The following is an 18660-nucleotide window of genomic DNA, read 5'->3' as shown; positions in this document are numbered from 1 at the left end:
GGCACTGATAACTTCAGTCAACTCTTGGATGCAGGCTCCTTGGGGAGTCGGCGAGATCGTTAAACAGATCTATCCTTGGGCGCCTAGCTATGGACCTCTGGTTGTCAATGTTGATTTTCTCTTGACCGTAAAAAACGCGCTTGTCTCAGCGAGCAGCTCAGCCGGAGGCGGTGTTGCGCTAGTAAATCCTGAAATCTTAAACACGTTAACAGAGAAGTTCGGTGCGCTGCTTTATGATCCTTGGATAGCTTTAAAGAGCCCCTATTCGACTCAAAGCATTCTACACCAGCTTCTGGCATCAGCTTCAGTAGGCGTCTTCTGGGCTGCTTCCGGATTCGCCATACTCATACTCAGAAGGAGAGCTGAAGGGGACTATTATCTCAAGGCGGTTAAAACGCTTTCAGCAATAGGTGCGGTCTTAATCTTAGCACAAGGCGCTACAGCACATTGGATGGGCGCCGTTGTATACGAATATCAGCCAACGAAATTCGCTCTTATCGCTGGATTAGATGTTTCAAAGCCCGATCCTTTAGTAGGGCTTACCTTGTTCGGCGACCCAAACCACATCTTCGATGGCTTCGATAAACTGATCGAGGCTGCTAGGAACCATCCTAACCCTAGCCTCGCTATAGGCGGTGTTCCTGTTTCTGAAATCGCTGTATCCGATACTCTAAAGGCTTCTAACTTGATCGGGTTAGTTTACCCGCTGTATATGGTCAAGGTTGGTGTAGCCGCCTTAAGCCTACTTATCTCACTTGCGATACTATCGACCTTCGTCTTCAGAGGCTTCTGGCAGAGGAGGCTAAGGCTCCTACCTTATATTGCCCTAGTAATGGGTGTATTTACCCCGCTTATGGCCGGCTTGGGCTGGGCGGTAAGAGAGATCGGAAGGAAGCCGTGGACCGTTTACGGACTTGTATATCCTAATGAAATCATTACACCGCTAGGCGGCTCACCTTCGGTTGCCGCTACCGTAATAGGCGGTTTGATCGTCGGCTTCATCCTCTTGTGTTTGACTCTCTACCTCGTCTTGGTTAGAGGCTTTAAAATAGGAGGGAGGTAAGTTGGATACCCTCGCAGCACTACTTGTCCTTGGGTTCGTGTTGCTGGTGCACCTAACGTTCGTGAACATAAACATAGGGTTAGGATTCCTTAGTGTCGCTGCAAGGTGGAGGTCTCGTAGCAATCAGAAAGCAGAGGAGGTATCAAAGCTCTCTCTTAAGTTCGTCGCAGCCAACGAGGTGGTTTCTGGCGTCTATGGCACACTCATAACTGTAATCCTATTTGGTCTCTGGACTGGCTTCGTTAACGTGGTGGTGCAAGTGCTATTCTTCGCTCTGCTGATAAGTGTAATAGGCATAATTATTAGACTCACTTCCATCGCTGCATACTGGTATACTTGGGGTAGAGTGGGATTCAACACACATATCATCTTAGGGCTGATTATGGCTATCTCAGGGCTACTTATACCAGCTGGCTTCAGATACATCTTCGCATACATGAACAACCCAGTCGGCCTCATCAACCTATCTCCCCTAGAGGGGGATGTCGCCGCAGCCCTAACGAACCCACTCTACACCCCACTATTACTACACACTTGGGTCGGCGCACTCTCAATAGGCTTCTTGGCTGCCGCTACCGGGTTCGCTTGGGCTTCTAGGCGAAGTGAGTACCTTAGAGGTTGGGCTGCTAAGACCGCTTTAGTCGGCTCGCTCCTAATAATACCACAAGGGGTATTAGGTTTCTGGTATTGGTCAAGCTTAAGTAACCATTCTCAGCTTCTGTTTTATGCAGTTAACACAGGGTTGATCGGCGGGCTTAGCGCTCCGACTAACGTTTCACACACGTTTTTGGGTATGGTGTTGATCGGCATCTACTTACTTGCTGCTGGACTTATCTATTACTCTAACCCAACCCGAGTAGGGTTAGCCTACACATTAGCGCCTCTCGCCATTCTCTCACTATACTTTGGTGAAATCACTCAGAACTGGGGTAGACTCCCATATCTGATAATACAGGGTGAGCCTGGTTTAGAGGCAAACCTGTTTGTAAATAGGTTAGTAGTGATAGACACCCCAACCCTATTGATAGCTGTCGTTCCTATCGTTACTATCACATTAGGGTTTGTTGTACTACTATACCACTACCTAGCCAAAGGCTACATGGAGAGTTAAAACAGCCAAAATGGATGCGTTAGAGGCACTGCTTCTAGGCTTCACGCAAGGAGTAGCGGAGTGGCTGCCGATTTCAAGCTCGGGACACCTAACAGCTGCGCAGATTCTACTTGGGCTTGAGGAGCCTCTGCTATTCGATGTTGCTCTGCACACAGCAACCATACTAGTCATACTCACCTACTTTAAGAGCGACCTACTGCAGATGGCTTCAGCAGCTCTAAAACTCGACTTCAGATCAGAGCAGGGGAGGCTCATACCGCTTATACTGCTAGGGTCTGTGCCAGTCGCAGTCGTAGGTTTTTTGTTTTACGACTACTACCTGGCTCTATGTGATCTTAGGGTGCTGGGGCTCTGCTTCATAGCATCGGGTTTATTCGTCGCCTCATCCAAGCTCAGAAGAGATCGCTCAACAGCGGTTTCAGCGAAGAAAGCCCTAATCATAGGTTTGGCGCAAGCATTAGCCCTACTCCCGGGTTTCTCGAGAAGCGGGTTGACGATAAGTGTAGCGCTCTTGGCTGGTGTGAAGCGTGAAGAAGCGTTCAGATTCTCCTTCCTACTATCCATACCAGCTGTCTTAGGCGCTTTCCTACTCACTCTAACCAAGAGTGGTTTTGATGCTGCGCTCACTCAGCCACTTCTATTAGGCGGGGCTACTGCTGCGCTTGTGGGTTATCTTTCGCTCAGCATCTTACGCAGGCTGCTGATGAAAGGCTTCTTCCACATATTCGGCTTCTACACCATAGCACTTGGGCTACTACTTCTGCTCCTCTAACAGAACCAAGATGTTTTCACTCTCGACCTTCACAGGGTAACTCTTCAAGCCTCTGGTACCTTTACCGTCAACCGGCTCTCTTAACACTCTACCGTCTTCCACGTCGAACTCAGCGTAGTGGAATCCGCAGCGGAGAACCTTGCCTGATAGGGAGCCGAATTTAAGAGCGTATCCCCTGTGTGGGCAGCTCGCCTCGATAGCGTATAATTTGCCTAAAGCGTTCACTAAAAGTATCCTGCATCCTACCACCTCAAATTCTTTCATCGAGTTAAGTTTGATCTCGCTAACCTTAGCAACAATGAACCAAGGGCACATAGCCAGAAAAAAGAGGAGGGGGAGGGGTTTAAGATCTTACTCTATGTGCCTGAACTTCTGTGTATATGGGCCTTCGCCGGGCTTCCTTCTTCTGAAGTGGCCTGAGGGGCGCCCCTCTAATATCTCTTGGAACCAAGCTTCGTGCTCGATCTCCTCGTGCAGTATGGCTAGAGATATGTCGTAGGTTCGATGATCTTTACCGAAAGTCATGTCACATATCTCAGTGTAAACTCTGACCGCACACCTCTCCGCTTCAAGCAAAACTTTGAGTATCTCTGTTAGGTCAGAGGGGTCGCTGGGTAGGTATGCCGCGGCGCAAGCAGCATCATCATGCAGCTCCTTCAGGTCTCTGTAGAGTTCTCCGCCAAGCTCGTAGATTCTAGGCACGAGGGTTTCGAAGTGTAGGCGGTCCTCTAATCTAGCGTCCTCAACCACCTCTTTTATCCCCTCGCCCTCTAGGCCTGAGCAGTGCATTCTTAGTATGGTGTAATAGTAGTAGGTTGTGAATTCCGCTGCAGCAGCACGCTTCAGCTTTGTTATGAGAAGATCCACATCAACCCCAGCCTTCTCAACCATCTCTCTACCGACATTTTTTGTCGTCTGAAACTTAGATATCTTCAAGTCTCTCTCACAAAATGATACGCATTTGCTTCTCATAAATATATCGCATTCTTTCTTTCATAAAGCGTATTTTAGAGGGTAAGTATGAGGAGATAGGCTAAATCAGCAAAAGAGCGCTCAACAAATTATAGATCGCTCTGGGAGGTTCGTTGGTTAGCGGCTTTAACATAGCTACTTCTGCTTCAAGCTTCGCGAGCCTATCAGCCACATCTAGCCTAGTTTCTATCGCTACAAGCCTATTCTCTATGCTAACCAGCCGAGGCTCAACCCTATTCTGCAAGATTTTATAAACAACTTCTTCAACAATTTCGCTGACTGCTACCCCAAAATCTTCCTTCACTAGTTTAGTCAACTTAACTGTCAACACCCTCCTTCTATCTTAAAAGTCTTCGCATAGATCTAGTATGTGACACCTCTCACTCATATATTTACTACGGGAGGTGGCGAGGAATTTTTAAATGAGTGGATCTAAGAGTGATCTACGCTTGGACCTAGAGGAGCGCATCAACCTAGTGTTAAAGGAGCCGACACAAGAAGTCGTAACTAAGAGTGAGCTCAAGCACCTCCTTCAGACAGTAGAGCACCCTAAGCACTACATAGGTCTGGAGATATCTGGGCCTCTGCACCTAGGCAGCTTGGTTGTGGTTGGTTACAAGATCAGAGACTTTCTGAAGGCTGGTTTAAGATGCCTCGTCTTTTTGGCGGATTGGCACAGCTACCTTAACAACAAGTTTAGTGGAGATTGGGGTAAGATACGCGCAGCGGCAAGATACTATGATGAGGCGTTCAGATTCTTCTGCCCGGGTGTAGAGACGCTCTTGGGCACAGACCTCTACAAGAACACCCCAGACTACTGGGAGAACTACGTCCGCTTCTGCAAACAGATAACTTTAGCTAGGAACATAAGGTGCTTGACCATAATGGGTAGAACACAGAAGGAGAAACTCGATTTTGGGCAGTACCTCTATCCGCCTATGCAGGCTGTGGACATCAAAGCGATGGATCTTGATCTTGTGCACGCGGGTATGGATCAGCGTAAGGTTCATATGCTCGCCAGAGAGGTCTTTCCTAAGCTTGGTTGGAAGAAGCCTGTGGCTGTGCACCATACACTACTATGCAGCCTATCTGGACCTGAGACCAAGATGAGCAAGTCTAAGCCTTGGACAGCGATCTTCATCCACGATAGCGAAGAGCAGATTAGGGAGAAGTTGATGAAGGCTTGGTGCCCGCCCAAGGTTGCCTCTCAGAACCCTGTGCTCGACATAGCAAGATACATAATATTCCACGAATCTGATGTGTTCGAGGTTGATAGACCAGCAAAGTATGGGGGCAAGGTGACCTTCAGCAGCTACGGCGAACTCGAAGCAGCCTACATTAAAGGCGAGCTCCACCCCGCCGACCTAAAGCTTTCAGTAGCAACCGCCTTAAATAAGATAATCGAGCCCATAAGGAAGCATTTTGAGCAGAAGCAGGAGCTGCTAGAGGTCTTTACAGAGGAGCAGAGTAGATGATACCGATAAACCGACCTATACTGGGTAAAGAAGAGGAGGAGGCTGTGCTAAACACCTTAAGAAGCGGCGAGCTGACAAACCCGACCTACCTAGGTGGTAGGAATGTGGCATCTGCTGAGAAGGCTTTAGCGGAATACCTTCAAGTAAAGCACGTTGTGCTTGTGAACTCCGGTACCGCAGCCCTACACTCTGCTCTCCTAGCGCTTGGTGTCGGGGATGGTGATGAAGTCCTTCTGCCATCCTTCACATTCGTAGCCACCGCAAACGCGGCTCTAGCGGTTGGTGCTAAACCAGTCTTCGTAGACATAAGTCTTGAAGATTACTGCATAGATCCGGAGGATCTGAGGCGTAAGATAACCCATAGATGTAAGGCGATCATACCCGTCCACCTCTACGGCTACCCAGCAGACATGGATAGGGTGCTTGAAGTAGCGAGAGAACACAGCCTCTTCGTCGTGGAAGATGCGGCTCAGTCACTCGGCGCCACCTACCGCTCTAAGCAGACTGGCACGCTTGGTGACATAGGGTGCTTCAGCTTCTACCCCTCCAAAGTTATAACCTGCGGTGAAGGCGGGGCTGTAGTAACCAACAGCGATGAGCTGGCTGAGAAGCTTAGGATGATAAGGAACCACGGTTTGAGCGCCGAAGGTTTGGTTACGAGGATGGGGTTAAATCTAAGGATGAGTGAGGTCTCCGCAGCCATCTTATCTGCCCAGCTCAAGAAGCTCAACTACTTCCTTGAGAAGAGGAGGCGGAACGCGTATGCGTTGAGTAAGATGCTTGATGGTGTTGATGCTGTGCTTCCTTCAGAGCGTGAAGGAAGAGCATCCAACTGGTATCTTTACACGATAAGGGTTAAGAGCAGAAATAGGGTCCTACAGTATTTACGCAACCATGGTGTTGGTGCCACAGTATACTACGAGACACCTATACACCTATACCCCTACTACCGAGATCTTTTTGGCGACGTGAAGCTGCCTAAAACCGAGCAAGCAGCAGCCGAGGTGGTATCGCTACCTGTACATCCGGCTGTGTCTGAGGCTGAGTTGGAGCAGATAGCATCCAGCGTGAAGTCAGCGCTGCCTAAGTAGGTTCAGCAGCAGCTTCAAATAGGCTAAGATCTCCTTCTCACTAAGCTTACTTTCGCCCCTAAACCTACGCCTAAAGACCATAGGCACCTCCTTAATCTTAGAATACCTACCCTTAACCAGAATCGTAAGCAGGAGCTTATAGCCTATGGACGAGTCGATCTTAACGCTCTCTAAGATCTCACGCTTTAGCGCGAAATAACCCGACATAGGGTCTTTCACAACCCTCGATCTAGGTATGGCTAGATGTGCTAAGAGGGTTGCAACCCTTGAAATAATGTGCCTAAGCAGAGACCAGCTTGCAACCCCGCCCCCGCGCACATACCTACTCGCCACCACCACATCATACCCCTCCTCAAGCGCTCGAAGCATCTGCGTCAGAAGATGTGGAGGGTGCTGGAGGTCAGCATCCATAACAGCAACATATGGTGCTGAAGCCTCTGAGAGACCAGCGTATACCGCTGAAGCGAGGCCAGCCTTCCTAGGTCTATGAATAACTTTAATCAGCGGGTCTGTTGAGGCCAATCGATCGGCGAGCTCGCCTGTGCCGTCTGGGCTGCTATCATCAACTATGATACACTCTACCTCTATCGGTAAGCGTCTGATCTGCGCTATAAGCTCAGGCAGATTCTCACGCTCATTATAGGTGGGAAGTATTACAGAGAGGCTAGCCAAGCTAAATTTAGGAGAACTCTTTATGGATATAAGTATTCGACGTAAAGGGCTAAGGAAACCTTCATATATCCTTACGCAGCACCTAAAACCTATGGAGCAGACCAAATCTCAATTCGGCGGAGTTGTCTATGAATGCGTCAGATGCGGGACTAAAGTGACAGCTGAAGAGCTCGCCTCTCTACCGGAGATCAAATGCATATGCGGCTACAGAGTTCTGAAGAAGGCTAGACCACCAGTAGTTAAACAGCTCAAAGCCCTCTAACCAACGATGTTCAACACTTGACGAATAATCAAACAACAATGGAGGTTTAGGCAACAGTTTAATACCCCTAGCTGAAGGCTTCACCTTCAGTTATGAAGACGCCTAAAGATGTAGCAATAGCCGGCTACGGAGTATACATACCACGTTATAGGCTGCCAAGCGAAGAGGTTTCAAGGATTTGGAGGGGAGGAGAAGAGGCACCCCCAATAAAGAAAGCGGTGGCTGCGATAGACGAAGATTCAGCGACGATGGCGGTGGAAGCAGCTAGGAAGGCTGTGAAGATGGCTGAAGTAGAAGAACTAGGCGCGGTCTTCGTGGGCACCGAGACCAAGCCCTATGCGGTTAAACCCACAAGCACAATAGTAGCCCAAGCCCTAGCCCAGCATAAAGTCCTGGCCTCAGACCTAGAATTCGCCTGCAAAGCTGGTACAGAAGCTCTTCAACTCATCATAGCGCTAATAGGTTCCGGGATGATCAAGAGCGGACTCGCCATAGGTGTCGATACTGCACAAGGCAGACCAGGAGATGACCTCGAGTTTACGGCAGCGAGCGCAGCAGCAGCCTACGTCCTATCTAAAAGAGACAGTAAATCTATCGCTGTTGTAGAAGGCGCCTCATCCTACGTTTCAGACACCACAGACTTCTGGAGAAGAGCCGGGCAACGGTATCCAAGGCACCTATCAAGGTTCACTGGAGAACCTGCTTACTTTCACCACATCCAAAGCGCAGTAAAGCACCTGTTTGATGAATTCGGGTATAAACCCTCTGACTTCAGATATGCTGTCTTTCACCAGCCTAACCCTAGGTTCCCAGTTGAAGTTGCGCTAAGGCTTGGATTCAGCTTTGAGCAGATTAAGCCGGGGCTACTTAACCCCTATATGGGTAACCCTTATGCCGCGAATTCGCTAGTTGGGCTCGCGCTCATTCTTGAAGAAGCTGAGCCTAACGATCTACTTTTAGTCTGCTCCTTCGGCTCAGGCGCTGGTAGCGATGCTCTCAGCATAAGGGTGTTGGATGGTATCGTCGATAAGGTTGGTAAGGGGCAAAACAGAGTCAAGGATTTGCTAAAGAGTGCAGTTGATTTAGATTACGCTACATACAGCAAGTTCAGAGGAAAGATCTTAATTTAAAGGAGAGAGTGAAATGGGTAGAGTAATTGTAGCCTCAGTAGGATACACAAAGGTAGGCGACCACTGGGATAAATCGATACTAGACTTGGCGGTTGAGGCTTCAAGAAAAGCCCTCAAACTGTACCCGAACATCAAACCCGACGTAATAATAGTTGGGAACATGTTTTCTAGTCAATCATCGAGGCAAGAGCATCTAGGAGCATTATTAGCAAGCGCACTAAACCTAACAGGGACACCAGCATTCAAAGTCGAAGCAGCCTGCGCATCCGGAGGAGTGGCGTTTAACGTAGGCTATTGTATGGTTCGATCCGGAGAGGCTACTACAGCCCTTATAGTTGGTGTTGAGAAGATGCGTGACCTAGATATGCCAGAGGCCTCTCTAGCGCTAACCATGGCTGAGTCGGCAGAATACACGCAGTTCATCGGAGCGTCATTCTTATCGCTAAACGCTATGCTAGCTAGACTCTACCAAGAAACCTATAATGTGACAAGAGATGAACTATCAGCATTTCCAGTGATAGCGCATCGAAACGCCGCAACAGCAGAGCACGCTCAGTTTAGAAAGGCGATAAGCGTCGAAGATGTCTCTAGATCACCCTTAGTCTCAGATCCGCTTAGGCTGCTTGACTGCGCACCTATAGGTGATGGGGCTGCGGCTGTTCTATTAACGTCGGATGGACTGCTAGACGAAGAGGGAGATGTGGTGGAAGTACTCTCGTCAAAGATCTCTACGGATATTTTTAGCGTCTACGAAAGAGAGGATATGCTCACATTCTCTGCAACAAAAGAAGCTACAAGCAAAGCGTTTTCAGAAGCTGGGATAGGCGTAGAGGATGTAGATGTACTCGAAATCCACGATGCTTTTTCAGTTACAGCAGCCTTAAGCGTTGAAGCGATGGGTTTCTCTAAACCGGGTCAGGGAGCTAAGGACGCAGCGGCTGGGCTCTACTCAATCAAAGGAAGGTATCCAGCACTAACATTCGGCGGGCTCAAGGGAAGGGGGCACCCTGTTGGAGCGACTGGGCTATACCAGATCGCTGAGCTCTGGCTTCAGCTTAAAGGCAGAGGGGGGTTAAATCAAGTAGATGGGTGCAGAGTGGGTGTGGCGCAGAATATAGGTGGTGTCGACACCACAAGTGTCGTCACCGTATTGGCTAGGAGGTGAATTACGTGGCCATCTCATACTGGCGGAGGCGTGACAGATACTATAGACTTGTGGGTAATAGGTGCAGTAGCTGTGGCTCAGAGTACTATCCTCCAATCTACATCTGCAGAAGATGTGGTTCAGAATCGTTGGTGGATGTTGAGATGCCGAATACCGGTCAAGTGGTAACATACACCATACTGAGGGAAGTTATGGCTGGCTTTGAGGGGCAGCAGCCGCTGGTGCTTGGTATAATCCGGTTAGAGAATGGTGTTAAGGTTCTAGGGCAGATCGTAGATACACCTCCTGAGGCACTTAGAACAGGAAGTAGAGTAAAGATGGTCTTTCGCAAGATAAGGGAAGAAGGTGAAGCTGGGCAGATCTACTACGGCTACAAATTCACAACCCTATAAGGGTTCTGAGTTATGTAGTCTTTGATTCACAAAGCTCATCACGGTGACAGAAAACGCAAAGATCAATAATCTGTACGATCAAGTGAACAAACTAAGGCAAATATAAGGCGCCAGTGTGAGATATGCCGACTGTGTGCTGAGGGAGAAAACACCTGGGTCCTCCTTCTCTCTCAGCACCTCTTCTTCTCCTCTTAACAAAAATGGGTGAAGGCTTGGATCAACCAAGCCCGATTCCTAAAAAGTGAGACTCTATCCGCCTATATTTCCTATTCAGTACCCTTTTCCGACACGCCTTCAACTATCTGAGCCTTTGCGAATCTGTTCGCTACTTCGATGACCTTTATTCTCAGCTTCTGACCAGTCTTTGCTCCGGGTACGAATATTATGAAGCCTTCGATCTTAGCGATGCCGTCTCCACGCCTACTTATGTCTGATATGCTTACGTCGTATTCTTCGCCTACCGTTACAGGCTTTGGACCAGTTGGTGTTCGGCTTCCGTAGCTTCTGTAGCCGTGTCCTTTCTTATAGCTCGTATCCTTTTCCCTCCTAGCGTTGCTAAACGCTGCTCTCCCCACGTTGAGCTACTATATTAACAGCATGGTAGTAGCCTGTTAACTTTAAATATGATATGTTGCAGAGTTGTTATGGGTAAGCAATGAATCTTTGCGACGAAATACTGAATCTGGATAAGGGGATAAGGTTCGTAGCGATAATGAGCAAATCGGGTAAGGTCATTGATTCGAAGGTTAGGGAGGATGTGAAAGGGCGTGAGCTTATGCCTATTCACGTTCTCGAGGCTATAGGCGCGACTATGTCTAGGACGGTTTGGAGTGTTGCGAAGTCGTTCAGCAGATACTTTGGCGAAAATCTTCGAGTAGTCTTCCACCACGAGCGGCTGGATTTCGTCGTTATGGAGATAAAGGGGAATATTATCGCTTTCACAACAGACAAAGATGTTATTACAGATAATATCGCCAGGAGGATCAGAAAAATCTACTTAGAGGCTTCAGAAGTTCCGAAGCAGTGCTAACTCTAAGCCAGTAATTCCTTCGAAGAGAAGAATCACCCCTCCAAGAGCGGAGGCTAAGGTGGTTAACCACTTAAGTGTACGGATAGGGAGACGCTCAACGATCTTCTTACCAACGCTAACGGTTAGACCTAATATGAGCATAAGGGCTGCAAGAACTCCTATAATCACAGAGAGTGCATCACCAAACCTCGCCGAGAGAAGAATTGTGGTGAGCTGAGTCTTATCCCCAAGCTCAAGTAGCATTATTGTAAACATAGAGGTTAAAATAGGTGTTAAGAGACTCTTTTCTTTAACACCGTGTTTACTCTCAGCCTTCTGGATCGCTGTAAAGAGCGCTAAACCAAGGAAGAGCGCCGCAGAAACAAATCTAATAAATCTTCGATCCAGCAGATAGTAAAGCACCTCGCCAAGATACGCTGAAAACCCGTCTACGATCAGTAACCCCAAAAAGCAACCAATCAACACCACCGTTGGTCGCTTGAAATGCGTGGTAAGAGCTAATGAAGCAAACTGAGTTTTGTCACCTAATTCTGAGAGAGCGGTCAACGCTAGCGCCACGAGAAGAGATTCCAACGCTAAACCTTGAGCGTTCCATAGAGATATTAATGTTTTGTTGTATAGCGGCTTAAGGTGAATTAACGCTTTCGTATAGTTAGTGGACGATACAGTTAGGTTTATTTAAGAGTTAGGTGATTAGTTGAAGGTAGTGTGAATCTGTATGCCAAGAGCGTTCGTCCTCATAAACGCGAACCTCGGCACGGAGTCAGCTCTGGTTAGTAAGTTGAAGAAGATGCCTCACGTTAAGCAAGCGTACTTTGTGTACGGTGTCTATGATGTTATCGCTGAAGTTGAGGCTGAGACTATGGAGCAGCTGAAAGAAGTTATAGCAGGGAACATACGTGGACTTGACGAGGTCAGATCCACACTAACAATGGTAGTTATAGATTGACACTCTCCACGACTGGGGTCGGGAGATTCTCGGTTTGTTAGCCTTGTGGCTTCATCCTACCGAGTTCTGGGCACTGTCAAGGGTGCCCCTGCTATGGGCATATAGCCCGTAGCCCGCTTGAGTATGTTCATGGCTCCGTTGTAGTCTGCGTTGGATGAGTAGCCGCATTTTGGGCATTTGAAGAGGCTTCCGATTCGAAGCCCTGTATGCCCGCATCTATGGCATGTTTTAGACGTGTTTTTCTCGCTCACCTTGATGAGTTTTATCCCAAGCCATCTGGCTTTGTACTCTATGAATTGGGTTAATCTGTGGTATGGGAATCCGTTGTTTAGTCTTCTGTTGAATCTTCTTCCTTTGCCGTTCTTTCTTATGCCTCTGAGATTTCCGAGAACAATCATTGAACCGTTTTGTAAGGCCTCGTTGACTATAGTCCTGCTTGTCTTGTGCAAGACGTCGTTGACTACTCGTCTCTCTTTATGCCCAATCTTCTTTATGGCTCTGTAGGCTTTCTTCAAGGCTAGGGTCCCTCTGAGGTAGAAGTAGTGTCCTTTGATGCGTCTAAGCTCTTTACCATAGAATTTTGGTTTTGGGTTGTTGGAGTTGACGGTTGTGGCGATCCACCTTATCCCTAAATCAACAGCTAAAACCGACTTAGGATTTCGTTCTTCAACTTCTTTTTCAACAGTTATGTAGACGAACCACTCGCCTTTTCGCCTTACAATTTTAGCCTCTCTGTAAACCATATCTTCGGTTATTGGCTCATGTGTTTTAATTGGAGCGTTTATCCCGCCTTTAACTCCGTAGATGGGTATCTTTAGCCAATAGGTTAAAACCGTAGGCTTTCTTGTCGAGCTTACTGTAAGTTTTGAGTGATACTGTTTAGGGGATTATCTGTGAGAAGATTACTTGTAAGATGTAGGATGAAAGGATCAAAGCTGCTATCGTTATGACGAGGAAGGCTATTATCAAGGCTAGTATGGGAGAACTCCTCGGCTTTGTAAAGAGGGTTGCAAGTATCATAGCTATCACCAAAGCCGCGATGATGATCATAAGGTTATAACCGATCTGGCTTGTTGCTTGATACCACTCCATAACCGTTACCGGCTCGCTTAACATCTAATCACCTTTCACCTCCATTATAGGTATTATCTTAACAGATAGTGTGTAAAGTATAGTGGCGAGTGCGAAAGTGCCTGCGATCAAAGCCCACTCGACCCACGTTGGTGTGTAGCTGCCGATTGGGTATGGTAGAAGTGAGTAGAGTAGAGGTGGTACGACGATTAGGTAGCGCTTGACCCATAAGCCTAGTAGTATGAGGGTAGCTGAAGAAACCGTAAGTATGATGTTAAAGCGTTTGAATGCTGCTTGTAGGAAGAGGGTTAGGGCTGGTGTGAAGAAGAACACAATGGTTGTTACCCAGAAGAGGGGAGCATACCTGCCTTGCATGATCTCTTGAGACACTAGGAATTCAGGCATGAGGGAGGGGCCAGGGTATCGCATAGTCAGCTGTTCAGCCAACATGAAGTATAGGTACACAAACATCCCAGCGGAGAGGAAGTTCCCTAACCCTTTGAATATTTCGTCCCGTATATAGTCTTGCCAACCGAATATACGCCGTATAATAGCTGATACCACAATCACAGCTGCTACAGCAGATATTATGGCTGCGGTGACAAAGTATGGTCCCATGAAGGCGCCGTACCAACCTGGTCGAGACACCATTAATCCTAGAAGCCAAGCTATGACTCCTCCGCTTAGGAGTACGAGGAGCCCAGGGATGCAGGCTGCCATCCACCAAGCAACTTTCTCTATCTTCTCCTCCTCTCCACGCCTATACCCTAGAAGTAGAAGCCTATACAGCCATCTCCACCTAAGCGGTCTCTCCTTGATTAGGGTGAGGTCGCTGCGTAGTGTGAGAAGCAGGTAGGTTGTGCTGAAACTAAAGTAGATGATTACTACTGTAATGTCCCAGACTAGTGGGCTCTGACCGATGCGCTCAGCGTAGTAGAGGAAGATGTTGATGAGCCTGTCTGGTCTCCCCTCGTCTAACACGATGCTAAACATCGCTATTATTAGGCAGATAGGCGTGAGCAGTTCAGCTACTCTAGCTATAGGCTTGTACCTCTTCAACCCAGCTAAGCGGACCGCTGCTGAGATCGCTATTCCACCGTGAGCTAAGCCCACGAAGAAGATAAAGTTAGTTATGTAGAGGCCCCAAGGAGGCCCTCTTCCTATGTCATTTAGCCCAGTTACTGCGAGTCCTTGCGTTAGCTGTATGTACCAAGCGTAGAGCGCGAAGAGTATAAGGGCTAGCAGGATGCCGAAGAATATGTAGAATCTGACGCTAGTGTAGAGGAGTGGCCGTAGAATCTTTTCATCCGTCTTATCCAATCTGTTCACCTCTTACTACGGTGGCTCTCTTCGCTGTAGGGCAGTGGTCCTAGGTAGAAGACGCGTGGCGATGTTCCTCGATCCTCAAGTAGCCTAAAGTGGGGTTTTTGAGATAGGGCTTTAGAGACGTCACTATTTGGGTCATCTAGATCGCCAAATAGAAGGGCTTGGACTGGGCAGTTCGCTACACAGGCTGGCTTCAACTTTTTCGACGCGGTGGACACACCACGTACACTTCTCTATCACCCCTATACGGTGGCCTCCGCCTGCAACTAGCCTCTTATCCTTTCCGTACTTCTTCTCTAGATCTGGGTTCTTGTAAGGTGGTGCAGGACCTTCCCAGGGCAGATAATAGTTCTTGCTGGGCAGCTTCCAGTTAAAGTAGTTTACACCGTAGGGGCAGGCTACCTGGCAATACCTGCATCCGATACATCTTTCGTAGTCGGTGAGCACAAAACCGTCCTCTCGTTTAAATCTAGCGCCGACTGGACATACTTTCGCGCAAGGCGGGTTATCACAGTGCATGCAAGGTCTTGGCATAAAACTAATCCTCACATTCGGGTACTCTCCTTCCTCAAATCTAAACACGAACATCCAATCTATCCCCTGTGGAGTATTATTCTCAACCTTACACGCTATCACACAGGCCTCACAACCCATACAGCGGGTTAGATCGACAACATATGCGTACCTCACCATAATCCTCACCCCTTATACACTCTCACCTTCACGTGGAAGGACTGGTCTGCTGTTAAGCCAACGTACCCTTCTCCTGTGAAGAAGAGTGTGTTCGGTGTAGGTCCAGAACCTTTTACCCAAGGATGTGACCAGCCGCCGTAGTGGTGCGAGAGGGCGACTGTGTCAGGCCTTATCCCCTCTGTAAAGGCGACTTTAACCTTCACCCGCCTAGTTTCGCCGGTCACAGCGTTGTGGGATTCAACCCAGACTTCCTCGCCCTCAACAATACCTTTACTACGTGCTGTCGCTGGGTTCATAAGCAGGTACTGCTCGGGTTCTCGCTCCTTAAGCAGTGGTATCATTGTGGACCTTGACTGCTTGTATGTGATCTTCTTGTAGCTTACGAGGTAGAGGTCATACTCCTCTGGGGAGTTCTCCATAGTTGGGCTTCTCCAGGTGGGGAATGGTGTATAATCTCTCCAATATATTGGTGGGCTACCCTTCTCCCTCATAACATCTTGGTACCTCTTAAGAGATTCACCGTAGAGCCTATGTCTAATACCACCATACGGCGGGTTCCAAGCGGCTGCGTAAAGATCTTTTATGGGGATGGGTTTAACAAACACCCCTTGACGCTCAAAATACTCTATGCCCTCTGTTATGCCTAAAGATTTAGCCCATCTGTCAAATATTTCACGTGAAGTAGGCTTCCTGTTCACATCAAGCTTATAGGGATCCTTCAGACCCAGCGCTTTATTCAAACTATCGATATACCCGCCTTCGCCATACAGGATCCCAGCCCTTTCACATAAATCGATGTAGATATCAATTTCACCTCGAGTATTGAAAATCGGCTTTATCGGAGGGAGTCTCAGCGCCACCCCATCCATATAACCATCATTTACACTCAGAGGCCCCTCATACTTTTCAAGCGTAGCGGCTGGTAGCACAACATCGGCGAACAGATCGGCTGTTTCGCTTAGCCACGTATCTATGGCGACAATAAACTTGAAGCCCTTAAGCCAGTTCCAAACTGTTGGTTGATCAGCGTATGCAAGGATTGGGTTGCTCATGTGAATTATTAGAACCTCAGGCGCATAGTTCACCCCATACTTTGCTGGGTCCTGCGTGATCTTCGCTATCAGCGCGGTGTTGTTACTGTTTATCGGAAAGAATTTGCTATCTTTAAGGTATATGTTATATGGTGGGTCTCTGATCTCTATGTTGTCGAGCGCATAGAAGTTTCCGTGAATCTTTCTATCGAAGTCAGAGCGGACTCCTCCAACAGCTTCAATCGCACCTAGGAGCGTAAATGTGATGATGACAGCCCTACACGCTTGGAAGCCGAGTTCCTGCTGCGTAACGTGGTATGCAGCGATACCAACTGGGCGATAAGGTAACTCGACACCATCAAGTACTATCTTACTACCGATCATCGCGTTTCGGCCAAGTTCTTCACCGACCCTTCTTATGGTCTCAGCAGGCACACCACATACGCCAGAAGCCCACTCAGACGTATATTGGGCGAGGTGCTCTTTGAATAATTGGAATGCGGGCTTAACTCTGATCCCCTCAACATCATACTCGCCTTCTAAAGCTGGGTCTACCCCTTGAGCGTCAAAAGGCTTGGCTGAGTTTGTATTAAGGTCCCAGATCTGCTCTTTGCCTCCAAGCCTTAGAAAGTAGCCATCCCCCTTAACTAGAAAAGGTGCGTTTGTGTACCCCTTAAGGTAGTCTCTGTCGATAAACCCTTCATCTACAAGCACCTTCGAGAGAGCTAAGAAGAACGCCAGATCCGTACCCGGTTTTATAGGTATCCACTCGTCTGTGTGTGGGCCTACCCCGCCCTTTCTGGGGTCGAGGGTAACTACCTTCATCCCTCGGCTCCTAGCCTCTAGAAACTGTTGGTTGAAGGTGATCCAACAGAGCTTATTTCCGCCCGCGTTAAGTAGGTTCCAACCCCAGTTCAGAAGGTATCTGCAGTATCGGAAGTCTGGGTGTAGAACGCCATTAAAACCTATCGTATACTCTGCTGCCCTATACCCAGCGTCTGAGCAGAAGGCTCCGTGGTGTAGGGCAGTTGCACCTGAAGCGGACACAAAAGCTTTGTCGTAGAAGGCAGTAGACTTACTCCTACCCTTCAGCCAAAGAAGGAGCCTCTTATCTCTCGACCTTACCTCCTGTATCCTCTCCCCAACTAATGCTAAAGCTTCGTCCCAAGAAATTTCAACCCACTCTCCTGGCTTACCTTTCTCATTCACCCTCTTTAGGGGGGCTTTCACACGGTAGGGGTCATATAGAGCCATGATCTGCGCCTGCCCTTTAGGGCATAAGGTGCCTCGGTTCCGCGGATGTAGAGGATTACCTTCAAGCTTGATCACCCTTCCATCCACAACACGCGCTAATATCCCACAGTCCTGCTTACCTATCCAACAAGCAGTAGGTTTCCACTCCTCGCGCCACTCCTGGACAGGGGTAGGCTGTGCTTCTATACTCTCAAATAGTTGGTCTAGATGCGTTTGAAGCAGAAAACCGCTTAGCGCTGTTGAAGCACCTACACCGACTAGGATTTTAGCGAATCTTCGTCTAGTAAGTTTCGACAAGACCTTGTTCACTGGCTTTGAGGAGAACTCTTAACTTTTCGGATTATAGAATATATACTACAAATATAGCGAAAGACGCCAATAAGAACCATCGGAATCCAAAGGTGTCTATCGTCTTCGATAGTTGCTTTAAGTCGAAGAGCAGCCAGCCTTCCGTTAAATCAACCCAAGCGCGATAGTAACCGGTTCTATCCGACTCTCTCACGTTCTTAAAGAAGTCACCTACCCAGCTCAGGAGGTGTTCTTCAAGGAAGCGGCGTTCGCCCTTTAAGACCTTTAATACTTCATCACGCCTATTAGCACGCCTTGCATCCGCCTCCTTCATACATAGATAGGACATAAACCCTAACTCGAGGCTTATGTGATCAGGGGGCTCGCTAGCCTCTTTTGGCTTTACTCCGAAGTCGGTATACTCCTTTACAACTTGTTCAGTGGTCTTACCAAAGCAAACCCCTTCTCTGTAGACAGATTCATAAGGTGGGGGGATATCACCCTGCCTTATACCCCTAAAGAGCCTTGTGAACTCGCTTGCTAGTCTTAAGGTAACACTATCTTTTGGTAGAGATGAGATCACAGACCTAATAGAGTTAAAACCGTCGCGTGTGGGCTGAGGGATATCACACTCGTCAAAAGGCATCTGAAGGATAAACTCTATGAACGCTGGGTCAGGAGCAGTGTAGTACACTCTGCTGAGAAGAGCATACAGTCTTGCTCTGGCAAAAGTGTACTCCACACAGCTATTAACCATTCCCCTCCACATCTAAAGACGTTCCTCTTAAAGTATTCTTCTACAACATCCTAATCCCTTATATTGCTTTTGGAATATTTATCCTATAAGTTTGTTATGCTCTTTCTATATGCTAGTATTAAAATTAATAGCGCCAACATTTAATAGTATGCAGCG

Annotated in this window: 22 protein-coding genes and 1 pseudogene; 11 read left to right on the top strand and 12 right to left on the bottom strand. The window is 48.0% G+C overall.

The window, feature by feature from the left end; translation table 11 throughout:
• The 3 genes from HA494_04930 to HA494_04920 form a co-directional block, all read left to right on the top strand.
• On the top strand, positions 1-1063 hold a 1063-nt coding region (locus HA494_04930; GenBank protein NHV97115.1), incomplete at its 5' end, for a hypothetical protein.
• 1 nt (position 1064) lies between these two features.
• On the top strand, positions 1065-2174 hold the full coding sequence (locus HA494_04925; protein ID NHV97114.1) for a hypothetical protein: 1110 nt from the start codon (positions 1065-1067) through the stop codon (positions 2172-2174).
• A gap of 10 nt (positions 2175-2184) precedes the next feature.
• Positions 2185-2946, top strand: coding sequence for an undecaprenyl-diphosphate phosphatase (locus HA494_04920; GenBank protein NHV97113.1), 762 nt, complete (start codon positions 2185-2187; stop codon positions 2944-2946).
• Here HA494_04920 and HA494_04915 read toward each other — a convergent pair.
• From HA494_04915 to HA494_04905, 3 genes are all read right to left on the bottom strand, one after another.
• Positions 2929-3261 carry a Rieske (2Fe-2S) protein gene (locus HA494_04915; protein ID NHV97112.1) on the bottom strand — a complete coding sequence of 111 codons (333 nt, stop codon included), beginning with the start codon at positions 3259-3261 and terminating at the stop codon, positions 2929-2931. The two genes, HA494_04920 and HA494_04915, sit on opposite strands and share 18 nt — an antisense overlap.
• A gap of 36 nt (positions 3262-3297) precedes the next feature.
• The gene (locus tag HA494_04910) at positions 3298-3918 is read right to left on the bottom strand and encodes a DNA protection protein DPS (protein NHV97111.1); all 621 of its coding nucleotides are present in this window, start codon (positions 3916-3918) and stop codon (positions 3298-3300) included.
• A 61-nt stretch (positions 3919-3979) separates the two neighbouring features.
• Positions 3980-4246: a hypothetical protein gene (locus HA494_04905; GenBank protein NHV97110.1), complete on the bottom strand. Its 267-nt coding sequence runs from the start codon at positions 4244-4246 to the stop codon at positions 3980-3982.
• A 121-nt stretch (positions 4247-4367) separates the two neighbouring features.
• Here HA494_04905 and HA494_04900 point away from each other — a divergent pair, with 121 nt between their 5' ends.
• Together HA494_04900 and HA494_04895 are read left to right on the top strand one after the other, a co-directional pair.
• Positions 4368-5393: a tyrosine--tRNA ligase gene (locus HA494_04900; GenBank protein NHV97109.1), complete on the top strand. Its 1026-nt coding sequence runs from the start codon at positions 4368-4370 to the stop codon at positions 5391-5393.
• Complete coding sequence (locus tag HA494_04895) at positions 5390-6484, top strand: DegT/DnrJ/EryC1/StrS family aminotransferase (protein ID NHV97108.1); 1095 nt, start codon at positions 5390-5392, stop codon at positions 6482-6484. The genes HA494_04900 and HA494_04895 overlap by 4 nt, the downstream gene beginning before the upstream one ends.
• Here HA494_04895 and HA494_04890 read toward each other — a convergent pair.
• Positions 6467-7156 carry a polyprenol monophosphomannose synthase gene (locus tag HA494_04890; GenBank protein NHV97107.1) on the bottom strand — a complete coding sequence of 230 codons (690 nt, stop codon included), beginning with the start codon at positions 7154-7156 and terminating at the stop codon, positions 6467-6469. The two genes, HA494_04895 and HA494_04890, sit on opposite strands and share 18 nt — an antisense overlap.
• Before the next feature lie 91 nt (positions 7157-7247).
• Between HA494_04890 and HA494_04885 the strand changes: the two genes are divergently transcribed.
• From HA494_04885 to HA494_04870, 4 genes are all read left to right on the top strand, one after another.
• A complete protein-coding gene (locus tag HA494_04885; GenBank protein NHV97106.1) occupies positions 7248-7418 on the top strand; it encodes an RNA polymerase Rbp10 in 171 nt (56 codons plus the stop codon).
• 92 nt (positions 7419-7510) lie between these two features.
• Positions 7511-8548 (top strand): hydroxymethylglutaryl-CoA synthase, encoded by a 1038-nt coding sequence (locus HA494_04880; protein ID NHV97105.1) that lies wholly within the window; start codon positions 7511-7513, stop codon positions 8546-8548.
• Between the two features lie 13 nt (positions 8549-8561).
• Entirely contained in the window at positions 8562-9713 is a 1152-nt protein-coding gene (locus HA494_04875; protein NHV97104.1) for a thiolase domain-containing protein, read from the top strand.
• On the top strand, positions 9710-10105 hold the full coding sequence (locus HA494_04870) for a Zn-ribbon domain-containing OB-fold protein (protein NHV97103.1): 396 nt from the start codon (positions 9710-9712) through the stop codon (positions 10103-10105). The genes HA494_04875 and HA494_04870 overlap by 4 nt, the downstream gene beginning before the upstream one ends.
• 266 nt (positions 10106-10371) lie before the next feature.
• Here the strand turns inward: HA494_04870 and HA494_04865 are convergent, their stop codons facing one another.
• Positions 10372-10680, bottom strand: a complete 309-nt coding sequence (locus HA494_04865; protein ID NHV97102.1) for a TRAM domain-containing protein — start codon at positions 10678-10680, stop codon at positions 10372-10374.
• 80 nt (positions 10681-10760) lie between these two features.
• Between HA494_04865 and HA494_04860 the strand changes: the two genes are divergently transcribed.
• A complete protein-coding gene (locus tag HA494_04860) occupies positions 10761-11135 on the top strand; it encodes a roadblock/LC7 domain-containing protein (protein ID NHV97101.1) in 375 nt (124 codons plus the stop codon).
• Here HA494_04860 and HA494_04855 read toward each other — a convergent pair.
• Positions 11112-11708, bottom strand: coding sequence for a TMEM165/GDT1 family protein (locus tag HA494_04855; GenBank protein NHV97100.1), 597 nt, complete (start codon positions 11706-11708; stop codon positions 11112-11114). The two genes, HA494_04860 and HA494_04855, sit on opposite strands and share 24 nt — an antisense overlap.
• Before the next feature lie 145 nt (positions 11709-11853).
• Here HA494_04855 and HA494_04850 point away from each other — a divergent pair, with 145 nt between their 5' ends.
• A complete protein-coding gene (locus HA494_04850) occupies positions 11854-12084 on the top strand; it encodes an Lrp/AsnC family transcriptional regulator (protein NHV97099.1) in 231 nt (76 codons plus the stop codon).
• 56 nt (positions 12085-12140) lie between these two features.
• Here HA494_04850 and tnpB read toward each other — a convergent pair whose 3' ends face one another.
• From tnpB to HA494_04820, 6 genes and pseudogenes are all read right to left on the bottom strand, one after another.
• On the bottom strand, positions 12141-12827 hold the full coding sequence (tnpB, locus tag HA494_04845) for an IS200/IS605 family element transposase accessory protein TnpB (protein NHV97098.1): 687 nt from the start codon (positions 12825-12827) through the stop codon (positions 12141-12143).
• A 136-nt stretch (positions 12828-12963) separates the two neighbouring features.
• Positions 12964-13200: a hypothetical protein gene (locus HA494_04840; protein NHV97097.1), complete on the bottom strand. Its 237-nt coding sequence runs from the start codon at positions 13198-13200 to the stop codon at positions 12964-12966.
• Positions 13201-14475 carry a polysulfide reductase NrfD gene (gene nrfD / locus HA494_04835; GenBank protein NHV97096.1) on the bottom strand — a complete coding sequence of 425 codons (1275 nt, stop codon included), beginning with the start codon at positions 14473-14475 and terminating at the stop codon, positions 13201-13203.
• 5 nt (positions 14476-14480) lie between these two features.
• Positions 14481-15171: pseudogene (locus HA494_04830) on the bottom strand (4Fe-4S dicluster domain-containing protein).
• 8 nt (positions 15172-15179) lie between these two features.
• On the bottom strand, positions 15180-17756 hold the full coding sequence (locus HA494_04825) for a molybdopterin-dependent oxidoreductase (GenBank protein ID NHV97095.1): 2577 nt from the start codon (positions 17754-17756) through the stop codon (positions 15180-15182).
• 43 nt (positions 17757-17799) lie between these two features.
• Entirely contained in the window at positions 17800-18504 is a 705-nt protein-coding gene (locus tag HA494_04820) for a molecular chaperone TorD family protein (GenBank protein NHV97094.1), read from the bottom strand.
• Between the last annotated feature and the right edge of the window lie 156 nt (positions 18505-18660).

The organism is Nitrososphaerota archaeon (genome assembly GCA_011605775.1).
Lineage (GTDB): Archaea > Thermoproteota > Nitrososphaeria > Nitrososphaerales > JAAOZN01 > JAAOZN01.
This window is presented reverse-complemented; position numbering and strand designations above follow the sequence as displayed.